Raw genomic sequence first — 22,336 nt, 5'->3', positions numbered from 1 at the left:
TCAGCGCCTCAGAACGCCTCGGCCGGCATGGCCATCAGCACGTCGGCGCCGGTCTTCATCTTCTTCAGATGGGCTTCCGCGTCGGGCAGGATGCGCTCGACGAAGTAGCGGCCGGTCTGCAGCTTGGTGGCGTAGTAGGGATCGGTCGAACCGGCCTCGACCTGGGCTTGAGCCACCTTGGCCATCTGCGCCCACATGTACGCCAGCGCCGTCAGGCCGAAGACGTTCAGATAGTCGGTCGAGGCGGCGCCGGCGTTGTCCGGGTTGGCCATGCCGTTCTGCATCAGCCACATGGTGCCGTCCTGCAGCTTGGCCTTCACATCGGCCAGGCCGTCGACGAAGGGTTTGATGGCTTCATTGCCGCCGTTCTCGGCGACGAAGGCGTCGATCTCGCCGAACCAGGTCATGATGGCGCGGCCGCCGTTGGCGGGCAGTTTGCGGCCAACCAGGTCCAGCGCCTGGATGCCGTTGGTGCCTTCATAGATCATGGTGATGCGGGCGTCGCGCAGATACTGCGAGGCGGTGAAGTGTTCGGTGTAGCCCGAACCGCCGTGGACCTGCATGCCCAGGGACGCGACATGGAAGCCCTTGTCGGTCAGATAGGCTTTCAGCACCGGCGTCAGCAGGCCCATATAGTCCTTGGCCTTGGTGGCGACGGCCTCGTCCTCGGACTTCTCCAGATCGGCGTGCAGCGCGGTCCACAGGATGAAGGCCTGGCCGCCTTCGACGAAGGCCTTGGACTCCAGCAGCATCCGGCGCACGTCGGGGTGGACCATGATGCTGTCGGCCGGGCCGTCCGGGTTCTTCGGTCCGGTCAGGCTGCGGCCCTGCAGGCGGTCCTTGGCGAACTCGACAGCGGCCTGATAGGCGGCGGTGCCGATGGCCAGGCCCTGCAGGCCGGTGCCGAGGCGGGCCTCGTTCATCACCACGAACATATTGTTCATGCCGCGGCCTTCTTCGCCGATCAGCCAGCCCTTGGCGCCGTCGTACTGCATGACGGCGGTGGCGTTGCCGTGGATGCCCATCTTGTGCTCAAGCCCGGCGCATTCCAGGCTGTTGCGCTCGCCCAGCGAGCCGTCCTCATTGACCAGGAATTTCGGCACGACGAACAGCGACAGGCCCTTGATGCCCGGAACCGCGCCTTCGACGCGGGCCAGCACCGTGTGGATGATGTTGTCGGCGAAGTCGTGCTCACCGGCCGAAATCCAGATCTTCTGGCCGGTGATCGAATAGGAGCCGTCGCCGTTCGGCACGGCCTTGGTGCGCACCAGGCCCAGATCGGTGCCGCACTGCGGTTCGGTCAGGTTCATCGTGCCCGACCATTCGCCGGTCGCCATCTTGGGCAGGTATTTCTGCTTCAACTCTTCGGACGCATTGGCGTGGATGCCGGCGTAGGCGCCCGCCGTCAGGCCCGGATACATCGAAAACGCCGCCGAGGCGCCGGCCGTCATCTGACCGAAGGCCGAGGCCACCACGCTGGGCATGCCCTGACCGCCATAGGCCGGGTCGGCGGCCAGCGCCATCCAGCCCGCTTCGGACATGGCCTTGTAGGCTTCTTTCCAGCCTTTCGGACCCGTCACCACGCCGCCCTCGGCCCAGTGACAGCCTTCCTTGTCGCCCGGATTGTTGATCGGGGCGATCACCTCGTCGGCGAACTTGGCGCCTTCTTCCAGGATCTGGTCGACCAGATCCGAAGAGACGTCCTGGAAGCCCGGCTGGTTGGTGTAGCGGTCGATCTCCAGCACTTCGTTCAGGATGAAGGTGAAGTCGCGGACGGGCGCCTTGTAGGCCATGGGTTACGCTCTTGCTTTGAAGGGGTGGTGGTCTTGGTTGAGGCGCGCGCGCAGCAACCGCTCATAGTCCTCGGCGCCCGGCAGCAGGTCGGGCCGGTGCTCGTTCAACTTGGACTCCATCCAGGCGCAGGCTTCCTCGGCCGTCTCGATGGCGCCCTCGATGTCTTCCAACTGCTGTTTCAGCGCCGAGATCTGGGCGCGGTGCCGCACCAGGGCCACGGCCATCTGATGGACGTTGTGATCCTTGCGATCATAGAGATCCATCATCTCCTGGATCTCCTGCAAGGTGAAGCCGATGCGGCGTCCCCTTAGGATCAGCTTCAGGCGCGCCCGATCGCGGGCGTCATAGACGCGGGTCTGCCCCTTGCGCGCCGGGGTCAGAAGGCCCTTGTCCTCGTAGAAACGCAGGGCGCGCGCCGTGGCGCCGAACTCGCGGCACAGCTGGCGAATGGAATAGGTGCGGTGGTCGTCGGCAGTGGCCATGGCGCGACCATAACTTGACGTGCGGGTAAAGGGAAGAGTTTACGCGCGCGTAAAGGTAAGCTTTTTGACGCCCGGCCTTTCGTGCAAAAAGAAGCCCGGAACCTGGGACAGGTTCCGGGCGCGATCCGCCGGGCTGGAGGGGGAGAGGGCCCGACGGTCGAAGGCGTGCGGTTCAGCCGTGGCGACGGCCCAGCAGAACCGGAAGGGTAAGCGCCAGCAGGATGACGTTGACCGCCGCCAGGCCGATGTCCCGATTGACGGCGTGGACCGTCAGCATGACCGCTTCCATCACGGTCAGACCGAAGGCCGAGACCAGCAGCAGCGGCCGGCCGACGCGCCAGGAAACCAGGGGGCTCAGCACGCCCAGGGCCAGCACCAGCTCGACCACGCCCAGCCCCCGCACCATGTCCACCGGCGCCACGGCCGGCCAGCCCATCAGGGCGATCAGATTGCTCATCGGCTCGGTCAGCTTGGCGTAGCCGGCGGCGACGAAGAACATCGCAATCCATCCCTGCAGCGTCCACAGGGCGATGTTGCGATAGGCGGCGCGGCTGCGCGCCTCGGCCGTGGCCTGGGTCGTGGCATGGGGGGCGGCGGTCGACGCCGCAGGAAGAGTGGTAGTCGTCATCGAGAGGGCCTAAATTCGTAACAGTTGCGATATCGGATCGCTCGGTCCCATTCGCAAGAGGGGATATAGCCACGCCTCTCCGATTTGTCATCATTGGATGACATCAACTGATGACATCAGTTGATGACTTAATGTTACAGCCGCCTCAGACGCCATAGCCCCAGGCCGTGCGCGCCGCCTCCAGCCGGGCCAGCTTGGCGTGGAAGGCGGTCCAGTCGTCCGTCTCGGCGATGGGCGCCCAGATCGCCTCGACCTCCTCGATCAGCAGTTCCTCGGGTTCGCGCGCGGCGAACATCGCGTGTTCCAGCCGCTCGATCCGGTCCGGCTCGTGTTCCATCAGGGCGAAGCGGAAGGCGTCGAAGGCTTCGCCCTGATAAAGCCGGGCGCGCGGTCCCGACAGGGCGCGGGCCGAGGAGGCGAAGCCCCCGAACCAGTCGAAGAACAGCGGCTCCCACCGGATCGCCTCGCCGCCTTCCCGCAACAGGGCCAGGGTCGTATCAAGCAGGCGCTGGTCCGCCGCCTCGCCCAGGCTCCGGACCCCCAGCCGCATCAGGAAGGCGGCGCGCAGTTCGCGGATATAGGCCGGGCCGAACCCGTTCAGCGCCTGGGTCAGCGGCTCGACCGCGGCGACCAGCTTCAGACAGCCGGCCAACTGCGTCAGGTTCCAGAACACGGCTTCGGGCTGGCGCGCGAAGGCGTACAGGCCCGTCTGGTCGAAATAGGCGGCCGTGAAGCCGGGGTCATAGAAGGGCAGGAACCGCCACGGCCCATGGTCGAAGCTTTCGCCCGTGACATTCAGATTGTCGGTGTTCAGCACGCCGTGGACGAAGCCCGCCGCGATCCAGCGCGCCGTCAGCCGGGCCGAAGCCTCCACCACCGCCGCCAGCAGGCCGGGCGCGTCGCCGGGCGCGACCGTCGGATGATACAGGCCGCGGACGTGTTCGATAAGCGTCTCGATCTGGTCCCTGCGGCCCAGATAGGCGGCCCGCTGAAACGTGCCGAACCGCACATGGCTGTGCGACAGCCGCACCAGCACGGCCGACCGCGTCGGCGACGGCTCGTCCCCGCGCTCCAGCGCCTCGCCGGTCTCGATCAGGGACAACGCCCGGCTGGTGGGGACGCCCAGCGTCTCCAGCATGGCGGCCGCCAGCACCTCGCGCACCCCGCCCTTCAGCGTCAGCCGCCCGTCGCCCCCGCGCGACCAGGGCGTCCGGCCCGAGCCCTTTGTTCCCAGGTCGAGGAGGCGCCCTGGGGCGGTATCGCTCGCGGCGCGGTCGCTCCGCGCCCCGGCGCCAGGCGTCTCGCGCATCTGCGCGGCCAGGAAGCCGCGCCCGTCGCCCAGGTCGGGGTTGTAGTGGCGGAACTGATGCCCGTGATAGCGCATGGCGAGGGGGCCGGGCTGGCCGGGCAGAGGCTCGAACCGGCCGAAGGCGGCGATCCATTCCGCGTCGTCCAGCGTCTCCAACCCCACCGTCGCCGCCGCCCGGTCGTTGCGATGGCGCAGCACGGTCTGCGGAAACGCCGCCGCCTTAACCGCATCGGCGTAGTCGTCGCCCAGATCGAAGAAACGGGGCTCGGGGCGATAGGCGGGGGAGACGGGCATGACCGCTAGGTGCGTGCCCCAGACAACGAACGCAACCGCGCCCCTCCCATCTTTCGTCATTCCAGGCGCAGCGAAGCGGAGATATCGAACCCCTTGTGCGTCCTTCACCCCCGTCACTCTCGGGGCAAGCCAGAGGATGAGGGTTTGTCGGATGTTCGGGAATCGCGCGTCGCATTGGGACTGTCCGGTTTCGATTGAACCCGCCCGCCGCTCGACTATTCTCCGCCCCAGAGATCAGGTCGCCGCGCGCGGCCAGGCCGCGTCGCGCCCGCGACGAATCCGGTCCGACGCCCGTCGATAACCTGGCGTCACGACAGCTTCAGTTTTTCGATTGGAGGTCGCCGTGGCGCGCAAACCGACCCTGGATTTTCTCAAGACCGAGGCCGCCTCCGGCCTTGCCCTGGCCCTGGCGGCGTTCGCGGCCCTGGTCGTCGCCAACTCCCCCTGGTCGGGCGACTATTTCGCCTGGCTGAAGAGCAGTCAGAGTCTTCAGATCGGCCCGATCCGGCTGGAAGAGACGATCTCCGACTGGATCAAGGAAGGGCTGATGGCGGTCTTTTTCCTCGTCGTCGGGCTGGAGATCAAATACGAGATCGTCCGCGGCGAACTCAGTGATCCGAAGAAGCTGGCCACCCCCGTCCTTGCGGCGCTCGGCGGCATGGCCGGGCCGGCCGTGGTCTATCTGCTGCTGACGGGTTGGATCGGCGCGCCGCATCGGGGCTGGCCCATTCCGCTGGCGACCGACATCGCCTTCGCCCTGGCCGTCTTCGGCGTCGTGGGCAGGGGCCTGCCGTCGTCGCTGCGGGTCTTCCTCCTGACCCTGGCTATCGTCGACGACCTGGGGGCCATCGCCCTGATCGGCCTGTTGTTCAGCCAGGGCGTGACCTGGACGCCGCTTCTGTGGGCGCTCGGGGCCCTGGTCCTGGGCGGTCTGGTCGCCCGGCGCGTTCGCGTTCCCGCGCCCTTCTGGGTTCTGGGTTTCGCCCTGGTCTGGCATCTGACGGTCCTGTCGGGCCTCAGCACCTCCCTCACCGCCGTCGCCTTCGCCCTGATCGTGCCGATCGAACCCCGCGCCGAGGGTGGCCGCAGCCCGCTGAAGGCGGCGATGCACGACCTGCATCCCTGGAACGCCTTTATGATCCTGCCCCTGTTCGCCTTCGCCAAGGCGGGGGTCTCCTTCGCCGGCCTGTCGCTGGACCAGGTCTTCACCCCCCTGGTGATCGCCGTCGCCCTGGGCCTGTTCGTGGGCAAGCCGATGGGCGTCTTCGGCCTGGCCTGGCTGGCCTCGGCCTTGAAGATCGGCGAGCGGCCGACGGGCGCCGGCTGGCTGCAGCTCTATGGGGTGGCGCTGCTGTGCGGGGTGGGTTTCACCATGAGCCTGTTCATCGGCGTCCTGGCCTTCCCCGGCGCGGTCGACAGCCCCGAACAGATCGAGGTCAAGCTGGGCGTGATCGGCGGCTCTGTCCTGTCGGCCCTCGCGGCGGCCCTGGTCCTGGGCCTGGCGGGGCGTCGAAGGGCCTGAAAGTCTGCGAAATCGGGCAAATACTGACCTTACGTCAGGGTATTCTGTCGCTTCATCGACACACAAAGGCGATTCTGCGGCGAAAAATCGTCGCGGGCAACAACGCTCGCTTGTCGCTGGGGCCGAAGCGCGCTTAGCCTTCGCCTTACTGAACGTCTCTCCACGCAGAGGGGCGTCGATAGGGAACAGGAAACCGCCGCGATCGCTCCCGATCGCCGGCCCGAGCCGGGAGGACGCCTATGCGCCGCAACCACCATCTCAGAACCACCGTGTCCGCCGCCGTCGTCGGCGCGGTCGTGTTCGGCTTCGCCGGCGTCGCCGCCGCGCAAGAAGCCCCCACCAATGTCGACGACATCATTGTCACCGCCCAGAAGCGCGAACAGAGCCTTCAGGACGTGCCGATCGTCGTCACTACCCTGTCGCAGGAAACCCTGGCCGGCGCGGGCGTGCAGGACATCAAGGATCTTCAGATCCTGACGCCTGGCATGACCGTCACCTCGACCCAGTCGGAAGCCTCCACCACCGTTCGCATCCGCGGCGCCGGCACCGTGGGCGACAACCCCGGTCTGGAAAGCTCGGTCGGCGTGGTGATCGACGGGGTCTATCGCTCGCGCAACTCGGTCGGCTTCGGCGACCTGGGCGAACTCAGCCGCATCGAGGTGCTGAAGGGGCCGCAAGGCACCCTGTTCGGCAAGAACACCTCGGCCGGCGTCATCAACATCATCACAGAGCGGCCCTCGTTCGATCCGTCCGTCTCGGCGGAGCTGACCGGCGGCAACTACGGCGCCTGGGGCGGTTCGGTCTCGGTCACGGGTCCGCTCAGCGACCAGATCGCCGGCCGTCTGTTCGTCGCCCACCGCGAACGCGACGGTTTCTACGACGTCAACAACGGCGACGGCCCCAACACCCGCAAGGACGACCAGAACCAGAACTACTGGACCGGCCGAGGCCAGCTGCTGATCCTGCCGAACGACAACACCTCGATCCGCCTGATCGCCGACTACACCAAGCGCGACGAGTACTGCTGCGTGGCCGTCCAGACCCGTGTGGGTCAGACCCAGCCCTTCATCGCCGCCCTGACCGCGCCGAACGGTCCCGGCCAGACGCCGCCGAACGCGACCTTCGGCCCCCGTGCCCTTCTCGCGCCTGGCCTATTCCAACCGCGAGACGCCCCAGGAAATCGAGGACATGGGCCTGTCGGCGGAAGCGACCATCGACTTCCCCAGCCTCAACGCCACTCTGACGTCCCAGACCTCGTGGCGCGACTGGTCGTTCCAGCAGGGGATGGACCTGGACTACACCGGCGCCGACATCCTGTACCGCGCCAACGACGGCTCCAACGGCTACGGCGTCGACAACCTGACGCAAGAGTTCCGCCTGGCCGGCACGTCGGACAAGCTGGACTGGCTGGTCGGCGTGTTCGCCACCAAGGAAGGCGTCTATCGCGACGACAGCTACGTCTATGGCTCGGACTACAACGCCTTCGCCTCCCTGCTGCTGACGGCCAGCCTGCCCGCCTCCGTGGGCGGTCCCAGCCCGTCGCGCCTGGGCTGTTTCACCAATCCGAACGGCTTTCTGGTCGGCACGGCCGGCGCGGCCGCAGGCCAGCCGCTATGCGTGATCGGCGCCGTGCCGCCCAGCGCCGCCGCCCCGACCTTCGCCGCCGGCAAGGCGTATGAGGACCACTATTCGCAGAAGTCCGACTCGGTCGCCGTCTTCACCAACAACACCTGGAAGGTGAGCGAGGCTTTCGACATCAATCTGGGCCTGCGCTACACCTACGACAGCAAGCGTCTGCTGGGCCTGCAGGACAATCTGGGAACGAACGGCGCGGCCTGCGGCGGCGCCCTGACCAACCAGAACCCGGCCAACCGCACGGTCTCGCCGATCCCCGGCACGGCCAATATCGCCACCCCGGCCGCCGCGCTGGGCCTGCTGTGCTTGCCCTGGTCCAACCCGCAGTACGACAACCGCCGCATCCAGGAGAAGTTCAGCGACACCGACCTGTCCGGCACGATCAAGGCGTCCTACCGCTTCAACCCCTCGATCATGGTCTATGGTTCTTATGCGCGGGGCTACAAGGGCGCGGGCTACAATATGGACCGGGTGCAGACGGGCGTGACGCCGGACGCCTCGCTGTTCTTCAAGGCCGAGACGGTCGACAGCTATGAAGCGGGGGTCAAGACGACCCTGTTCAACCGCACCATGCTGCTGAACCTGACCTACTTCGACCAGAAGTTCGAGAACTTCCAGCTGAACACCTTCCTGGGCACCGCCTTCGTGGTGGAATCGATCCCGGAACTGACCTCGCGCGGCGTCGACGCCGACATGGTGTGGTTCACCCCGGTCGAGGGCCTGTCGTTCCAGGGCGGCGTGACCTACACGGACGCCAAATACGGCCAGTTCGGCGCCGGCGACATGTCCAACCCCGGCCGCTTCCCGCAACTGTCGCTGCTGCCGGGCGCGCGCGCCTCGTTCGCCCCGGAATGGTCGCTGACCGGCGCCCTGGCGTTTGACCGCGAACTGGGCGGCGGACTGCGCGGCGGGTTCAACCTGTCGGCCAAGTATTCGACCGAATACAACACCGGCTCGGACCTGTTGCCGTACAAGAACCAGGACGCCTTCACCGTGGTCAACGGCCGCGTGTCGATCGGTTCGGCCGACGAACGCTGGACCCTGGACGTCTGGGCCCAGAACCTGCTTGACGAAGAATACACCCAGGTGGGCTTCGCGGCCCCGCTGCAGGGCACGGCCTTCACCAACACCACCACGCCCCAGGCCAACGGCACCTACTACAACATCGCCACCGACACGGCGACCTACAACGCCTACCTGGGCGCCCCGCGCACCTGGGGCGTGACGCTGAAGGTCAAGTACTGATCCTCATGCCGCACGGCGGAACGACGAAGGGCCGACCGGGCGACCGGCCGGCCCTTTTTCTCTGCGAGGGGGCGGCGCTCTCGGCGGTGGTTTCTCTTGAGAACGGCTGTCTTCGCAGGCGGGTCGGGTGCTTTCTATCTGGGCACAAGCTGGTTCGTCGCTTGCGTTGATCCACCGTCCGCTTTCGACACATTGCGGACATTCAGGGCTGCGTTTCCGCTTCCTCAATCATCTCGGTTAGGGTCGCTTGAGAGATCTTCTTGAGGTCTTCAAAGGCAGGAGCAGTCGCCCTATGATCGCCGTTGCCTTCGCCGCTGATGCGGACACCATCATCTGTCTTTGACAGCTTAAAAACGAACGGCATCGCCGGATTGCCCGGTGCTGACACCACAATAAGTGTGGAGTGGTCGGCACAACCATATGCCAGCCACTCCGTCCCGCCAAAGGACCGATGGATGGGACCAGCCATACATTGAAGTGGCTCCGGGGCAGCATGTTGGTCCTGCTGGATCGGAACAGCCAACAGAATATACCCCGATAGAAGCCCGACAATCGACATGGTTGAACACCTCTTCGGATGGACAATGCCCGATGGCATGTCCGCTTTCCATCCATAGCTGACGCTCACCAAGTCCGCATCCCGTCTGCCGACGCCCGCCATGACCAACTGGGCGTCCATCGCAAGAAAAGACCCGGCCGGAGGGCTCCGGCCGGGTCTCATCGTGTCAGGCGCTGCGGCGTAGATCAGCCGATCCGATCCTCGCCCGCCGGTTCCTCATGCCCGTGCTGGCCGTGGAACATCTTGTCCAGTCGGCCTTCCAGGCGGCGCTTGACCCCGTCGATCAGGCTGAACACCACCGGCACGAACAGCAGCGATAGGGCGGTCGAGGTGATCAGCCCGCCGATCACGGCGATGGCCATGGGCGAGCGGAAGGCGGTGCCTTCGCCGAACGCCGCCGCGATGGGCAGCATCCCCAGGCCCATGGCCATGGTCGTCATGATGATCGGCCGCGCCCGCTTGTGGGCGGCGTCCATCAGGGCGTCGTGGCGGTTCATCCCCTTCTCCATGGCCATGATGGCGTAGTCGACCAGCAGGATGGAGTTCTTGGCCGCGATCCCGGTCAGCATGATGATGCCGATCAGGGCCGGCATGGACAGGGACTTGCCCGTCACCAGCAACAGGAAGAAGGCCCCGCCGAAAGACACCGGAAGCGCCGCCAGGATGGTGATCGGGTGGAAGAAGCTTTTGAACAGCAGGACCAGCACGACGTACATCAACAGGATGCCCGTCACGATGGCGAAGGCGAAGCCCATGCCCAGCTCCTGGAAGCTTTCGGCGTCGCCCGACGGCTTCTGGCTGACCCCGGCGGGCAGGGCCTTGATGGCGGGCAGGGCGTTCACCGCCTGCGTCCCCTGGCTCAGCGTCAGGCCGCTCAGTTCGGCGGTGATGTTGGCGACCCGCAGCCGGTCCAGACGGTTGATCTGGTTCGGGCCGGCGCCGAAGGTGACGTCCGCCACCGCCGACAGGGGCACGGTGGCGCCCGACGCCGTCGGCACCTGCAGGTTCTCCAGCACGCCCAGGTCGGATCGCGCCCGTTCGGTCAGCATGACGCGGATCGGCACCTGGCGGTCGCCCAGGTTGAACTTGGGCAACAACTGATCGGCGTCGCCCAGTGTGGCGACCCGCGCCACCTGGCTGATGTCCTGGGTCGACACCCCCTGCAGGGCGGCGACGTCGGCGCGCGGCGTGACCAGGATTTCAGGCCGCACCAGGGAGGCGGACGACACCACGTTGGACAGGCCGGGGATGTTGCGCATCTCCCGCTCGACCTTGGCGGCCGCCGGTTCCAGCACCGCGGGATCGTCGCCGACCAGGGCGATGGTCAGAAGGCTGGACCCGCCGCCCGCGCCCGAGGCGCCGAACTGCACCCGCGCGCCCGGAGTCTTGCGCAGGATGGGACCCATCTCGCGTTCGAATTCCTGCTGGCTCAGCTTGCGGTCCCAGCGCCCGACCAGATTGACGGTCAGATTGGCGCTGCGGACCTCTCCGGACGAGCCGCCCCCGCCGGGGCCGAAGCTGACGGTGGCCGAGCCGACGGAGGAATAGACCGACTTCACTTCGGGCCGTTTCAGCAGTTCGCGGTTGATGTTCTGCACCGCGCCGTCGGTTTCGGCCAGGGTCGCCCCCGGCGCGAACTGCACCGTGACGGTGGAGCGCGAGATGTCCTCGACCGGAATGAACTCGCCCGGCAGTCTGGACGCCATGAAGATGGAGGCGAAGAAGAACAGCACCCCCATCCCCAGCACCCACAGGCGGTGGTCGAACACCCGGTCCGCCACCTTGCGACGGAACCAGCCGGCGCGCGGATGGTGCGCGGCCCGACGCCTGCGCCAGTCGTCGCCCAGGGCCCAGTTCAGGGCCTTCAGATAGGGCGCCATCCAGAACGGCTCTCCGTGTTCCTTGCCTTGGTCCTTCTTCAGCAGATAGGCGCCCATCAGCGGCGTCAGGGTCCGCGCCACCAACAGGGAGAACAGAACGCTGACGCAGGTGGCGATGGCGAAGCTCTTGAAGAACTGGCCCACGATGCCCGGCATGAAGCCGGTGGGGGCGAACACCGCCACCAGGGTCGCCGTCGTCGCCATGACCGCCAGGCCGATCTCGTCGGCCGCCTCGATGGCCGCCGGATAGGGCGGCTTGCCGTCGCGGATGTGGCGGACGATGTTCTCGATCTCCACGATGGCGTCGTCCACCAGAATGCCGATGGTCAGCGACAGCGCCAGCAGCGTGACCACGTTCAGCGACTGGTCGGTCAGGTCCATGATCCAGAAGGTCGGGATCAGCGACAGCGGCATGGCCACCGCCGCGATCAGGGTCGCGCGCCAGTCCCTGAGGAAGATGAAGACCACGGCGATGGCCAGAAGCGCGCCCAGCACCAGGGTCTCGACCGAGGCGTGGAAGTTGTTGATGACGTCGGTAGTGGTGTTGGCCACCTCCTCGATAGTGACGTCGCCCCGCTCCTGATCCAGCTTTCTGATCTCGGCGTTGACGCGGTCATAGACGTCCACCTCCGACGATCCGATGGCGCGCGACACGCCGAAACCGACCACCTCCTGGCCGTTGAACCGGGCGCGGCCGCGCGGTTCGGACCATTCGTCGGTGATCTGGCCCAGGTCGCCCAGGCGCACGCTGCGGCTGCCGATGGGGATCAGGGTCTCGCGCAGTTGCTCGACGGACTGGGCCGAACCGACGGTGCGGATGGCCTGTTCCTCGCCCGCGATCTCGCCCCGTCCGCCGGGCAGGTTGATGTTGGAGGCCCGCAGCTGGTTCGACACCTGGGCCGCCGTCACGCCTGAGGCGGCCAGGCGCGCGGGGTCCAGCTTGATGCGGATCTCGCGGCTGACGCCGCCGTCGCGGCTGATCTGGCTGACGCCGCGCACCGACAGCAGGCGTTTGGCCACGGTGTTGTCGACGAACCAGCTTAGCTCCTCGGGGTTCATGCCCGGCGCCCGCACCACATAGTTGGCGAAGGGGATGGCCGTGAACTCGATGCGCTGGACGATCGGCTCCTGCACGTCGGCGGGCAGGTTCTGGCGGATGCCGCTGACGGCGTTCCGGACGTCGTTCGTGACCTTTTCCAGGTTCACGCCCAGCTGGAATTCGATGGAGGTGGTCGACACCCCCTCGTTGACCACTGAATTGATATGTTTGACCGACCCCAGGCCCGCCACCGCGTCCTCAACCAGGCGCGTCACCTGGGTCTCCATTTCTGTCGGGGCGGCGCCCGCCTGAACCACGGTCACGGCCACGACCGGCAGGTCCACGTCGGGGAAGTTGTTGGTGCGGAGCTTGAAATAGCTCATCGTCCCCGCGATCGTCAGGACGACGAACAGCAGGACGATGGGGATCGGGTTCCTAATCGACCAGGACGAGATGTTCTGAAAGCCCATCGGTCCGGTTCCCTAGCGCGTTGTCGCAGGCGCGGCAGCGGCGGGCGCCGGCTGCGGCGTTCCCGTCGCCGGGGCGACCGTCACATGGTCGCCCTCGCCCAGGAAGCCTGCGCCCTGGACCACGACGCGCTGTCCGGCCTGAACGCCCGTGACCGCCACCCCGTCGCCGCTGCGGATCCCGGTCGTGACGGGGGCGAAGCGCACGACGTCGCCCTGGCCGACGACATAGACCCCTGCCTTGCCTTCCCGGTAGACGACGGCCGATGCGGGCACGACCAGAGCCGGCTGGTCGCCGACCGCGATTTCGGCGCGGGCGAACATGCCCGGACGCAGCTGGGCGTTGGGGGCCAGGGTGATGCGGGCCAGACCCAGGCGGGTCTGCGGATTGACCTCGGGCGTGACGATGCGGACGGTTCCCGACGTCGCTCCCGCCTCGCTGGAGGTCACGGTCGCCGACTGGCCGGCGCGCACCAGGCCCAATTCGGTCTCAGGCACCTGGGCGTCCAGCTCCAGCCGGCCGTCGCGCACCATGCGGAACAGCTCGGTCCCGGCGCTGATGATCTGGCCCTTGGTGACGCTGCGGCTGACGATCAGGCCGGCGACGGGCGCGCGGATGGTCGATTGGTTCAGCCGCGTCTGGGTTTCCGACAGGGCCGCGCGGGCGGCGGCCAGACTGGCGGTGGAACTGCGCTGGTTGGCCAGGGTCGTGTCCAGCGACGCCTGGCTAAGGAAGCCGCGTTCCTTCAGTTCCTGCGCGCGGGCCAGGGCGGCGTCGTCGCGCGCGGCGTTGGCCTGGGCCAGCTGGACCTGGGCCTGCTGCTGGCGCAACTGGGCGCGCAGCAGGACGTCGTTCATTTGCACCAAGGGTTGGCCCTGGCGGACATAGGCGCCTTCGTCGACATACAGGGCCACAGCCGTCAGGCCGCCCGTCTCGGCCGCGACCGGCACCTCTTCCCAGGCTGAGACCGAGCCCGAGGCGCTGACCGTGCGGCTTAGGCTTGTCCGGGTCACGACGGCGGCCGTCACCGTCTGGCGCGCGCCGGCCTCGACCTGGCCGTCCGTCTTGGCGTCGTCCTTGCCGCCGCAACCGCTCAGGCCGGCGGCCGACAGGGCCAGGAGGCCCAGGACAAGGAAGGGGCGGCTCGGCGGGGTTCGGGTCGTCATGGCCACGGACAGAATCCTCGATTGCGGGCGGGCAAGGGGCAGGCGAAACGGACCTCCGGCGCAGGGCCGGCGGGGAGGGGGTTCATACCGTGTCCGAAAACCGTTCTCAAACGCGAAGCCCATTGTTGCAAACGCTTAATGTAACGATGGTCCGGCCTGCGGCGGACGTGCGACTGGCCCCCAGTGCTTACGCATGATAGGGGCGCGCGGATGACGACTCCCCCGATCTCGAACATTCGCAACTTCAGCGTGGTCGCCCACATCGACCACGGCAAGTCGACCCTGTCCGACCGCCTGATCCAGTTCACCGGCGGCCTGTCGGCGCGGGAGATGTCGGAACAGGTCTTGGATAATATGGAGATCGAGCAGGAGCGCGGGATCACCATCAAGGCCCAGACCGTGCGTCTGAACTACAGGGCCAAGGACGGGCAGGACTATGTCCTGAACCTGATGGACACGCCGGGCCACGTCGATTTCGCCTATGAGGTGTCCCGTTCGCTGGCCGCCTGCGAAGGCTCGCTGCTGGTCGTGGACGCCTCGCAGGGGGTCGAGGCCCAGACCCTGGCCAACGTCTATCAGGCCATCGACAACAACCATGAGATCGTCCCGGTCCTGAACAAGATCGATCTGCCGGCCGCCGAGCCCGAGCGGGTCAAGGCCCAGATCGAGGAGGTCATCGGCCTGGACGCCTCGGACGCCGTGGAGTGTTCGGCCAAGTCCGGCCTGGGCATCGAGGACGTGCTGGAGGCCATCGTCACCCGCCTGCCGGCGCCCAAGGGCGACATCGACGCCCCCCTGAAGGCCATGCTGGTCGACGCCTGGTACGACCCCTATCTGGGCGTCGTCCTGTTGGTCCGGGTCTTCGACGGCGTTCTGAAGACCGGCCAGCGCATCAAGATGATGCAGTCCGGCTCGACCCATCTGGTGGACCGCGTCGGCGTCTTCCTGCCCAAGAACACGCCCGTCGATCAGCTCGGCCCCGGCGAGGTCGGCTTCATCACCGCCCAGATCAAGGAGGTCGCCCACGCCGCCGTCGGCGACACCATCACCGACGAGAAGAAGCCGACCGCCGAACCGCTGAAGGGGTTCAAGGAAGTCCAGTCGGTGGTCTTCTGCGGCCTGTTCCCCGTGGACGCCGCCGATTTCGAGGACCTGCGCGCCGCCATCGGCAAGCTGCGCCTGAACGACGCCTCCTTCACCTATGAGATGGAATCCAGCGCGGCCCTGGGCTTCGGCTTCCGCTGCGGCTTCCTGGGGCTGCTGCACCTTGAAATCATTCAGGAACGCCTCAGCCGCGAGTTCAACCTGGACCTGATCGCCACGGCGCCGTCCGTGGTTTACAAGATCCACCTGCGCGACGGGTCCGAGATGGACCTGCACAACCCGGCCGACCTGCCCGACGTGATGCAGATCGAGACCATCGCCGAGCCCTGGATCAAGGCCACCATCCTGACGCCCGACGAATATCTGGGCGGGGTCATCAAGCTGTGCCAGGACCGGCGCGGCCAGCAGGTGGAGCTGTCCTACGTCGGCAGCCGCGCCATGGTGGTCTATGAGCTGCCGCTGAACGAGGTGGTGTTCGACTTCTACGACCGGCTGAAATCCATCTCCAAGGGCTACGCCTCCTTCGACTACGAGATCACCGACTACAAGGTCGGCGATCTGGTCAAGATGTCCATCCTGGTCAACGCCGAGCCGGTCGACGCCCTGTCCATGCTGGTTCACCGCGCCCGCGCCGAGACGCGCGGCCGGGGCATGGTCGAGAAGATGAAGGAGCTGATCCCGCCCCACCTGTTCCAGATCCCGATCCAGGCGGCCATCGGCGGCAAGATCATCGCCCGCGAAACCGTCCGCGCCCTGAGGAAGGACGTGACCAGCAAATGCTACGGCGGCGACGCCACCCGCAAGAAGAAGCTGCTGGAAAAGCAAAAGGCCGGCAAGAAGCGCATGCGCCAATTCGGCAAGGTCGAAATTCCCCAGGAAGCCTTCATCGCGGCGCTTAAGATGGACGAGGATTAAGGCGAGTTCTCGCGCCCTCGAAAATGCGGAATTCTGCGCGCAGAAACCTGTAAAAGCGCGCATCGATTCCTGTAGATTCAGCGACATAGGCTGTAAATTCGGCGATCTGCGCGCCTGGGTTTGTCCATGCCCCATACTGCGGCGCATGGAACCGAGACGAAAATACAAGATCCAGCCGGCGTCGGTCTGGGAGCAGGTGCGCAAGGATTATCTGGCGGGAGAAGGCGCGCGGGTGGTGGCCGAGCGGCACGGTGTGGGCGAAGAGGCCCTGCGCGCCCGTGCGACGCGCCAGGGCTGGTCCCGCTACCTCCAGAAGTCGACGATGCCGGCGGAGGGCGCGGACGCGCCTGTGTCGGCCCTGTTCGAGGGGCTGGCCGACGACGGGACCGACGACCCCGCCGACCTGGCCCAGACGGCCACGCGGGCCTCGGCCCAGGCCATGCGCGCCGGGGAACTGGCCCGCGCCCACGCCCTGGCCGGCCTGGCCGAGCGGTATCGCAAACTGGTCGGGCCGGACGACGGCCGCCACAAGGCCCTGACGCCCGACACCGCCCCGCTGCAACTGGTGGCCGACATCCTGATGGATGACGACCTGGTGAACCGCCGCCTGGTCCTGAACAACCCCAAGGACCCGCCCTGTCCGACCAAGATCGCCTATCAGGACTGGGCCAGCCGCCAGGCCCGCGCCAGCTACAACTTCCACTTCACCCTGGTCCACCGCCGCGCCGCCTGCGAAGGCTATATCCAGCTTCTGGAACAGGCCCTGACCGCCGCCGGCCTGCCCCTGCCCGACGAACCGGACCAGAACCGCCGCCTGCGCCTGGGCCTGGACGTGCGTGTGGGCGACACGGTCATGTCGCACGAGGCGTATCAGGAGACGTTGGGGGAGGAGTAGGGGCCGATCAGACCCGCCGATAGACGCCGCGCCCATCGAACGCCAACCAGCCCCGGTCGCGCAGCACCTGCAACTGCTGCCTGATCTTGGGCCGGAAATTGTTGTTGCCGGGATAGAGGGCCGCCAGCGCCGCTTCGTGGGCATAGGCTGAACGCCGGCCATAATTGCCATCAGGTACTGTGCGACCGCGATATCCACCGCTGCCGCCATTTTGTGCCGCCAGCTTTCCAAGAGATGTAGATTATACTCCGTCGAACCTCAGTCGCGTGCGTCCCAAGATAGCTGCGTGGTCGATTCGGCATCTCAGATTAACGCAGCGATTGCGGACCTTGTCCGCGAGTATCGACTTGCGCGTGGCTTCAGCCAAGAGCATCTCGCTTCGCTGTGTGGACTCGACCGTACTTATATCTCCTCAATCGAGCGCAAGAGAAGCAACATATCTGTTCAGGCTCTAGCCAAAATAGGAGATGCATTAAGTTTGCCTCCGGGTCAGATGTTGAACAGGATTGCGACCATTATCGAATCTTCGTCATGACTTATACGTTTGATCGAAAATCGTATCTCGTGAACAAAAGGCGAGGAAAACTGTCTATTGCGCGAGATTTTTCCATGGATCCGGATTTTGTCTGGGACGCAGTGGAGATGTCTCACCGCCTTATCGATCAGATCGTTGGCTTTGATATAGAGCTTTTTCCTTTGTTGGGTATGCGCAATCTCAGTGCGTTCATTGGAGAGTTATTCGCAGCGTCCGTAATTAAAGTGACCAACGGAACGTTTGTTAAGAACCCTCATCAAGATGGTTATCCCGACCTATTGTTGATGGATAAGGCAGGGAAGTCTCATTATGAAGCTCTGAGAGATCGCCTCAGGGACAAGTCTCCCTTTAGCCCTTTTTCGACGGGTGGGGTGGAGGTCAAAGCAACCTGCGGATCTGTTCCAACTCCAGCCGCACTCATGAAGCGTGGTTTAACCAAGCCTGACATTGGTCAGCAGCGGGTCAGAATGTTGGTGGGCTATGACTGGAAAGCTCATCACCAAGATACCAACAATTTAATGTCGCTGTTTTGGGACTTTATCGACGGCGCGCCTCGTATAATCGCAGTGTTCTACTGTGATACTTTGACGAGGGATGATTGGGGAAAGATCGTCCAGCCCAGAGAAGGGGGTGGGCGCACGACATCGGTTTCCATCATGACCCGAGCGGGCGTTCGGAAAATGTTCGACAATTGGGTCATAATGCTCGATGACGCAGATTACAAAGGCTTCTTTGAAAGACGAAATTCCGCCAAGCTTGCCTAAGCTGCGCTGAGCATGCGGTCAGTTCGTACTAACCCCAGTATATGATCAAAGATCGCCTTAAGTCCCAGGGGGGGGATGCTTTCTCCGATAACATCCCTGATGAGTTTGTCGCTGACCCGGCCGCCATCGGCTCTGATCCACGAATACTGATTTTCGTCAATAGTATGTATCAAACAAGCTTCATATAGTGAGAGAACTCTGTTTTGCGTGGGGTGAAGTTTCTGGTCGCTGCAAGCATAAGACAAGTTCCGTGTTAATGCGCTTGCTGGAAGGTCGCCGCGCATTCTCTTGTAAGCGGAGGTGAAGCCAGACATCAGGCAGTGCTCGCCATCACGGATGACCCACGGACGAGGTAGCAGGGAGCCGCATTTCTGGCACCTTACGGGGGTTGTTTTACTGGACTGATTTATGCCGCCAGCGCTCCGCTGATTGCCATGAGTGGCGTTTCCGTCGTAACCGCAATCGATCGCTACGCATTGATTATCGAAAGCGCCCCCGCCCGGAGGCGTGTTGGATACCCAAAAATACTTGCTCTCGTCCAGCAGTGGTACGCGGTGCAGAGGTATTTCAGACTTTGCCGTTTGCGGTGATCCAGCGTCGAGAGGCGGCAGATGACCGATGGTTTGCTCGACTGTTATCCAAGGCTTTTCAAGCAAACTAGGGCGCTTTGCATGAGTCGGTTGCGGCAGCCACTGCTTGGTTAGGAAAGCCGCTTGAACGCTTGGAATTCTCGAAAATACAGTAATGAGCCGCTGTCGTCTTTGGGGTACGCCGTAGTCCGCAAATTCTATCACCGATGATCGGCCTGTGTAACCGAGTGGCGTGAGTATTTCGTCTATCAGGTCGAGCAAGCCGATATATCGCCCGTCGCGTGAAAGGATGATCGTCTGCTCCATCTCTGGAACGTTCTCTACGACGAAGACTTTTGGGCGCAGGGCGGTCACGACATCCAGCGTTGGCAACATCAACTGGTTGCGGACGTCGAGCGTAGGTTTCCGTCCCGCTCGGATGCCCTGAAGAAGCTTGCCTCGTCCGTTCTTGGACATTCCCTGACAAGGAGGGGTGGCGAAAATAATGTCCAGTTCGCCGCCGCGAAGGCGGCTTTCGGCGGTTGAGATAATTTTGCTGGCCGTTTGCCAAATATCGCCGACGACGAGTGTGGCTTCGGGAAAGTTCTGCTGAAACAGCGCAGCCCGCTCTGCTAATATTTCGCTAGCAACGAGCGTGCGCACGCCGGCGGCATGCAGTGCGATGTCACCGATGCCTCCCGAACTGAACAAGCTGACTGCGGTAGGCGATTCGCTCATATTTGAAGAATATAAACTGCATTAGGGAAGTCAACGCAACTACCGCCCCTTTCTGAACGCCGCCGCCTTTTCCGCCGCCGCCTCCGCGCGCCACTTCTTCGGGGCGGACTTGTCGACCTGCTCCCCCGCGCCGGTCAGGGCTTCGTTGGCGAACTCCAGGTCCATCAGCTTCATGCGCTTGATCTCGTCGCGCAGGCGGGCGGCTTCTTCGAACTCCAGGTTGGAGGCGGCCTCGCGCATGCGGCCTTCCAGATCCTTGAGCGCGGCCTGGAAGTTGGAGCCGACGAAGGGTTTGGCGGTCTCGGCCACGCCGGGCGTGGTCAGGCGGTCCAGGGCGCGGGACTCATAGGGGCTGTCCAGGATTTCCTTGATGTCGCGCTTGACGCTTTCGGGCGTGACGCCATGCTCGGCGTTCCATTGCATCTGCCGTTCGCGGCGGCGGTCGGTCTCGGCGATGGCGCGCTCCATCGAGCCGGTCATGCGGTCGGCGTACAGGATGACGCGGCCGTCCACGTTGCGCGCGGCGCGGCCGATGGTCTGGATCAGGGAGGTCTCCGAGCGCAGGAAGCCCTCCTTGTCCGCGTCCAAAATGGCGACCAGGCCGCACTCGGGGATGTCCAGACCCTCGCGCAGCAGGTTGATGCCGATCAGGCAGTCGAAGGCGCCCAGCCGCAGGTCGCGCAGGATCTCGATCCGCTCAAGCGTGTCGACGTCGGAGTGCATGTAGCGGACGCGCACCCCCTGTTCGTGCATGTATTCGGTCAGGTCCTCGGCCATCTTCTTGGTCAGGGTGGTGACGAGGGAGCGATAGCCGCGGGCCGTCGTGGCCTTGACCTCGTCGATGACGTCGTCGACCTGGTTGCGGGTCGCGCCGCTGACCGGGCGGATGTCCACCGGCGGGTCGATCAGGCCGGTGGGGCGGATGACCTGCTCCACGAAGACGCCGCCCGCCCGCTCCATCTCCCACGGGCCGGGGGTGGCGCTGACATGCACCGTCTGGGGCCGCATGGCGTCCCATTCCTCGAACTTGAGGGGTCTGTTGTCGATGCAGGAGGGCAGGCGGAAGCCGTATTCCGCCAGCGTCGACTTGCGGCGGTAGTCGCCCCGGAACATGCCGTTGATCTGGCCGATGGTGACGTGGCTCTCGTCCACGAACAGCAGGGCGTTGTCGGGGATGTATTCGAAGAAGGTGGGCGGCGGCTCGCCCGGCGCGCGGCCGGTCAGCCAGCGGCTGTAGTTCTCGATGCCGGCGCAGCTGCCGGTGGCCTCCATCATCTCCAGATCGAAGCGGGTGCGCTGTTCGAGGCGTTGCGCCTCCAGCAGCTTGCCGTTCTCGACCATCCAGTCCAGCGTCTCCTTCAACTCGGCCTTGATGCCGTTGACGGCCTGGTTCAGCGTCGGGCGGGGGGTGACGTAGTGGCTGGCGGCGTAGACGGTGATCTCGTTCAGGTCGGCGGTCTTCTTGCCGGTCAGGGGGTCGAACTCCTGGATCGCCTCCAACTCGTCCCCGAACAGGCTGATGCGCCAGGCCCGGTCTTCCAGGTGGACGGGGAAGATTTCGATCACGTCGCCGCGTTTGCGGAACATGCCGCGCTCGAACGCAGCGTCGTTGCGCTTGTACTGCAGCGCGATCAGATCCGCCCGCAGCTTCGCCTCGTCGATCTGGTCCCCCACCTTCAGCGTGAACGTCATCGCCGTATAGGTCTCCACCGACCCGATGCCGTAAATGCAGGAGACGGAGGCCACCACGATGACGTCGTCCCGCTCCAGGATCGCCCGCGTCGCCGAGTGGCGCATCCGGTCGATCTGCTCGTTTATGGACGAGTCTTTTTCGATGTAAGTGTCTGTTCTTGGGACATAAGCTTCGGGTTGATAATAGTCGTAGTAGCTGACGAAATACTCGACCGCATTGTCGGGGAAGAAGCTCTTGAACTCGGAATAGAGCTGGGCGGCCAGGGTCTTGTTCGGGGCCAGGATCAGGGCCGGGCGTTGGGTCTGTTCGATGACCTTGGCCATGGTGAAGGTCTTGCCCGAGCCGGTGACGCCCAGCAGCACCTGATCGCGGTCCCCGGCGTCCGCCTGGGCCACCAGTTCGGCGATGGCGGCGGGCTGGTCGCCGGCGGGGGTGTAGGTCGTCTCCAGCCGGAACCGGCCGCCCTTCCTGGTCCCCTCGCGCGAGGGGCGGTGCGGAACCCAGTCGGCGGGGGCGGCGACCGGCTCCTCCGGCGTCAGGCGCGGGCCGGCGACCGGGGCGAACATGGGCATCTTGCCCGTATCGCGGATGAAGGCCGCCGCCGCCTCGCGCACGCCGGGATCGGGCGTATGGACGGGCTTGGCGGACCGGGGCGCAGCGGGCTTCGGCGTCGAAGAACGGTTCATGAACAGAACTTAGTGCGTGACGGACGGTCCCGCCATAGCGCCGCAGGGCCGCGAGGGTTGCGGACGGTCAGGCGTCGAGCCGCGCGGCCTCGGCCTCGATCCGGCGGCGCCAGTCCGCAGCCTCGTCCGGCGGCAGGACGGCCAGCATCTTGGGCACGTTGCGCCCCATCCGCGCCGCCTTCATGTCGGGGTCCCAGGGCCAGACCTCGGCCGCCTGCAACATCTCCAGCGTCCGCCGCAGGGTGTTCACTGCGATGGGATAGGGCACGACATAGGCGGGCGCCGCCGGGGCGGGGTCGCCGAAGAGGTCGGGTTGGGGCGAGGCAAACAGTTCAGCCTGTGCGGAGGGCATGGGCGGGCTTTCGGTACGATTCGTCCCAGTATCGCGCGGGCCGCCGCCGGGCGCGAGCGGAGCC

General features: G+C 65.4%; 17 protein-coding genes and 1 pseudogene. 7 read left to right on the top strand and 11 right to left on the bottom strand.

Annotation, left to right across the window (positions count from 1 at the left end):
• Positions 1-8 precede the first annotated feature (8 nt).
• The 4 genes from QE389_RS07545 to QE389_RS07530 all read right to left on the bottom strand — a co-directional run bounded on the left by QE389_RS07545 (position 9) and on the right by QE389_RS07530 (position 4,507).
• The gene (locus QE389_RS07545) at positions 9-1,793 is read right to left on the bottom strand and encodes an acyl-CoA dehydrogenase C-terminal domain-containing protein (RefSeq protein WP_307365964.1); all 1,785 of its coding nucleotides are present in this window, start codon (positions 1,791-1,793) and stop codon (positions 9-11) included.
• A 3-nt stretch (positions 1,794-1,796) separates the two neighbouring features.
• Positions 1,797-2,276 (bottom strand): MerR family DNA-binding transcriptional regulator, encoded by a 480-nt coding sequence (locus QE389_RS07540; protein ID WP_307365963.1) that lies wholly within the window; start codon positions 2,274-2,276, stop codon positions 1,797-1,799.
• Positions 2,277-2,448: 172 nt separating this feature from the next.
• Entirely contained in the window at positions 2,449-2,904 is a 456-nt protein-coding gene (locus QE389_RS07535; protein ID WP_307365961.1) for a DoxX family protein, read from the bottom strand.
• Between the two features lie 145 nt (positions 2,905-3,049).
• Positions 3,050-4,507: a protein adenylyltransferase SelO gene (locus tag QE389_RS07530; RefSeq protein WP_307365959.1), complete on the bottom strand. Its 1,458-nt coding sequence runs from the start codon at positions 4,505-4,507 to the stop codon at positions 3,050-3,052.
• 343 nt (positions 4,508-4,850) lie between these two features.
• Between QE389_RS07530 and nhaA the strand changes: the two genes are divergently transcribed.
• From nhaA to QE389_RS07515, 3 genes and pseudogenes are all read left to right on the top strand, one after another.
• On the top strand, positions 4,851-6,029 hold the full coding sequence (gene nhaA / locus QE389_RS07525; protein WP_307365957.1) for a Na+/H+ antiporter NhaA: 1,179 nt from the start codon (positions 4,851-4,853) through the stop codon (positions 6,027-6,029).
• A 239-nt stretch (positions 6,030-6,268) separates the two neighbouring features.
• Positions 6,269-6,682: pseudogene (locus QE389_RS07520) on the top strand (TonB-dependent receptor plug domain-containing protein); the annotation flags it as partial.
• A 535-nt stretch (positions 6,683-7,217) separates the two neighbouring features.
• A complete protein-coding gene (locus QE389_RS07515; protein ID WP_307365955.1) occupies positions 7,218-8,909 on the top strand; it encodes a TonB-dependent receptor in 1,692 nt (563 codons plus the stop codon).
• A 202-nt stretch (positions 8,910-9,111) separates the two neighbouring features.
• Here QE389_RS07515 and QE389_RS07510 read toward each other — a convergent pair whose 3' ends face one another.
• The 3 genes from QE389_RS07510 to QE389_RS07500 form a co-directional block, all read right to left on the bottom strand.
• Complete coding sequence (locus QE389_RS07510; RefSeq protein WP_307365954.1) at positions 9,112-9,570, bottom strand: hypothetical protein; 459 nt, start codon at positions 9,568-9,570, stop codon at positions 9,112-9,114.
• Between the two features lie 83 nt (positions 9,571-9,653).
• Positions 9,654-12,857 (bottom strand): efflux RND transporter permease subunit, encoded by a 3,204-nt coding sequence (locus QE389_RS07505; RefSeq protein WP_307365952.1) that lies wholly within the window; start codon positions 12,855-12,857, stop codon positions 9,654-9,656.
• A 12-nt stretch (positions 12,858-12,869) separates the two neighbouring features.
• Positions 12,870-14,021 carry an efflux RND transporter periplasmic adaptor subunit gene (locus tag QE389_RS07500; RefSeq protein WP_307365951.1) on the bottom strand — a complete coding sequence of 384 codons (1,152 nt, stop codon included), beginning with the start codon at positions 14,019-14,021 and terminating at the stop codon, positions 12,870-12,872.
• A gap of 210 nt (positions 14,022-14,231) precedes the next feature.
• On the opposite strand from QE389_RS07500, the gene lepA reads away from it, so the two are divergent.
• Together lepA and QE389_RS07490 are read left to right on the top strand one after the other, a co-directional pair.
• Positions 14,232-16,040: a translation elongation factor 4 gene (lepA, locus tag QE389_RS07495; RefSeq protein WP_307365949.1), complete on the top strand. Its 1,809-nt coding sequence runs from the start codon at positions 14,232-14,234 to the stop codon at positions 16,038-16,040.
• A 145-nt stretch (positions 16,041-16,185) separates the two neighbouring features.
• Entirely contained in the window at positions 16,186-16,935 is a 750-nt protein-coding gene (locus tag QE389_RS07490; RefSeq protein ID WP_307365947.1) for a hypothetical protein, read from the top strand.
• A gap of 7 nt (positions 16,936-16,942) precedes the next feature.
• Here the strand turns inward: QE389_RS07490 and QE389_RS14675 are convergent, their stop codons facing one another.
• Complete coding sequence (locus tag QE389_RS14675; protein ID WP_373458343.1) at positions 16,943-17,158, bottom strand: hypothetical protein; 216 nt, start codon at positions 17,156-17,158, stop codon at positions 16,943-16,945.
• A 63-nt stretch (positions 17,159-17,221) separates the two neighbouring features.
• On the opposite strand from QE389_RS14675, the gene QE389_RS14670 reads away from it, so the two are divergent.
• Together QE389_RS14670 and QE389_RS07485 are read left to right on the top strand one after the other, a co-directional pair.
• A complete protein-coding gene (locus QE389_RS14670) occupies positions 17,222-17,470 on the top strand; it encodes a helix-turn-helix domain-containing protein (protein ID WP_373458298.1) in 249 nt (82 codons plus the stop codon).
• The gene (locus QE389_RS07485) at positions 17,467-18,234 is read left to right on the top strand and encodes a hypothetical protein (protein ID WP_307365945.1); all 768 of its coding nucleotides are present in this window, start codon (positions 17,467-17,469) and stop codon (positions 18,232-18,234) included. The genes QE389_RS14670 and QE389_RS07485 overlap by 4 nt, the downstream gene beginning before the upstream one ends.
• Here the strand turns inward: QE389_RS07485 and QE389_RS07480 are convergent.
• The 3 genes from QE389_RS07480 to QE389_RS07470 form a co-directional block, all read right to left on the bottom strand.
• On the bottom strand, positions 18,231-19,541 hold the full coding sequence (locus tag QE389_RS07480; protein ID WP_307365944.1) for a DNA cytosine methyltransferase: 1,311 nt from the start codon (positions 19,539-19,541) through the stop codon (positions 18,231-18,233). The genes QE389_RS07485 and QE389_RS07480 overlap by 4 nt on opposite strands.
• A gap of 39 nt (positions 19,542-19,580) precedes the next feature.
• Complete coding sequence (uvrB, locus tag QE389_RS07475) at positions 19,581-21,920, bottom strand: excinuclease ABC subunit UvrB (RefSeq protein WP_307365942.1); 2,340 nt, start codon at positions 21,918-21,920, stop codon at positions 19,581-19,583.
• 67 nt (positions 21,921-21,987) lie between these two features.
• Positions 21,988-22,272, bottom strand: coding sequence for a hypothetical protein (locus QE389_RS07470; protein WP_307365940.1), 285 nt, complete (start codon positions 22,270-22,272; stop codon positions 21,988-21,990).
• Between the last annotated feature and the right edge of the window lie 64 nt (positions 22,273-22,336).

The organism is Brevundimonas sp. SORGH_AS_0993, from assembly GCF_030818545.1.
Lineage (GTDB): Bacteria > Pseudomonadota > Alphaproteobacteria > Caulobacterales > Caulobacteraceae > Brevundimonas.
Note: the sequence above shows the minus strand (reverse complement) of the source record. Positions and strands in the feature narration are given on the sequence as shown.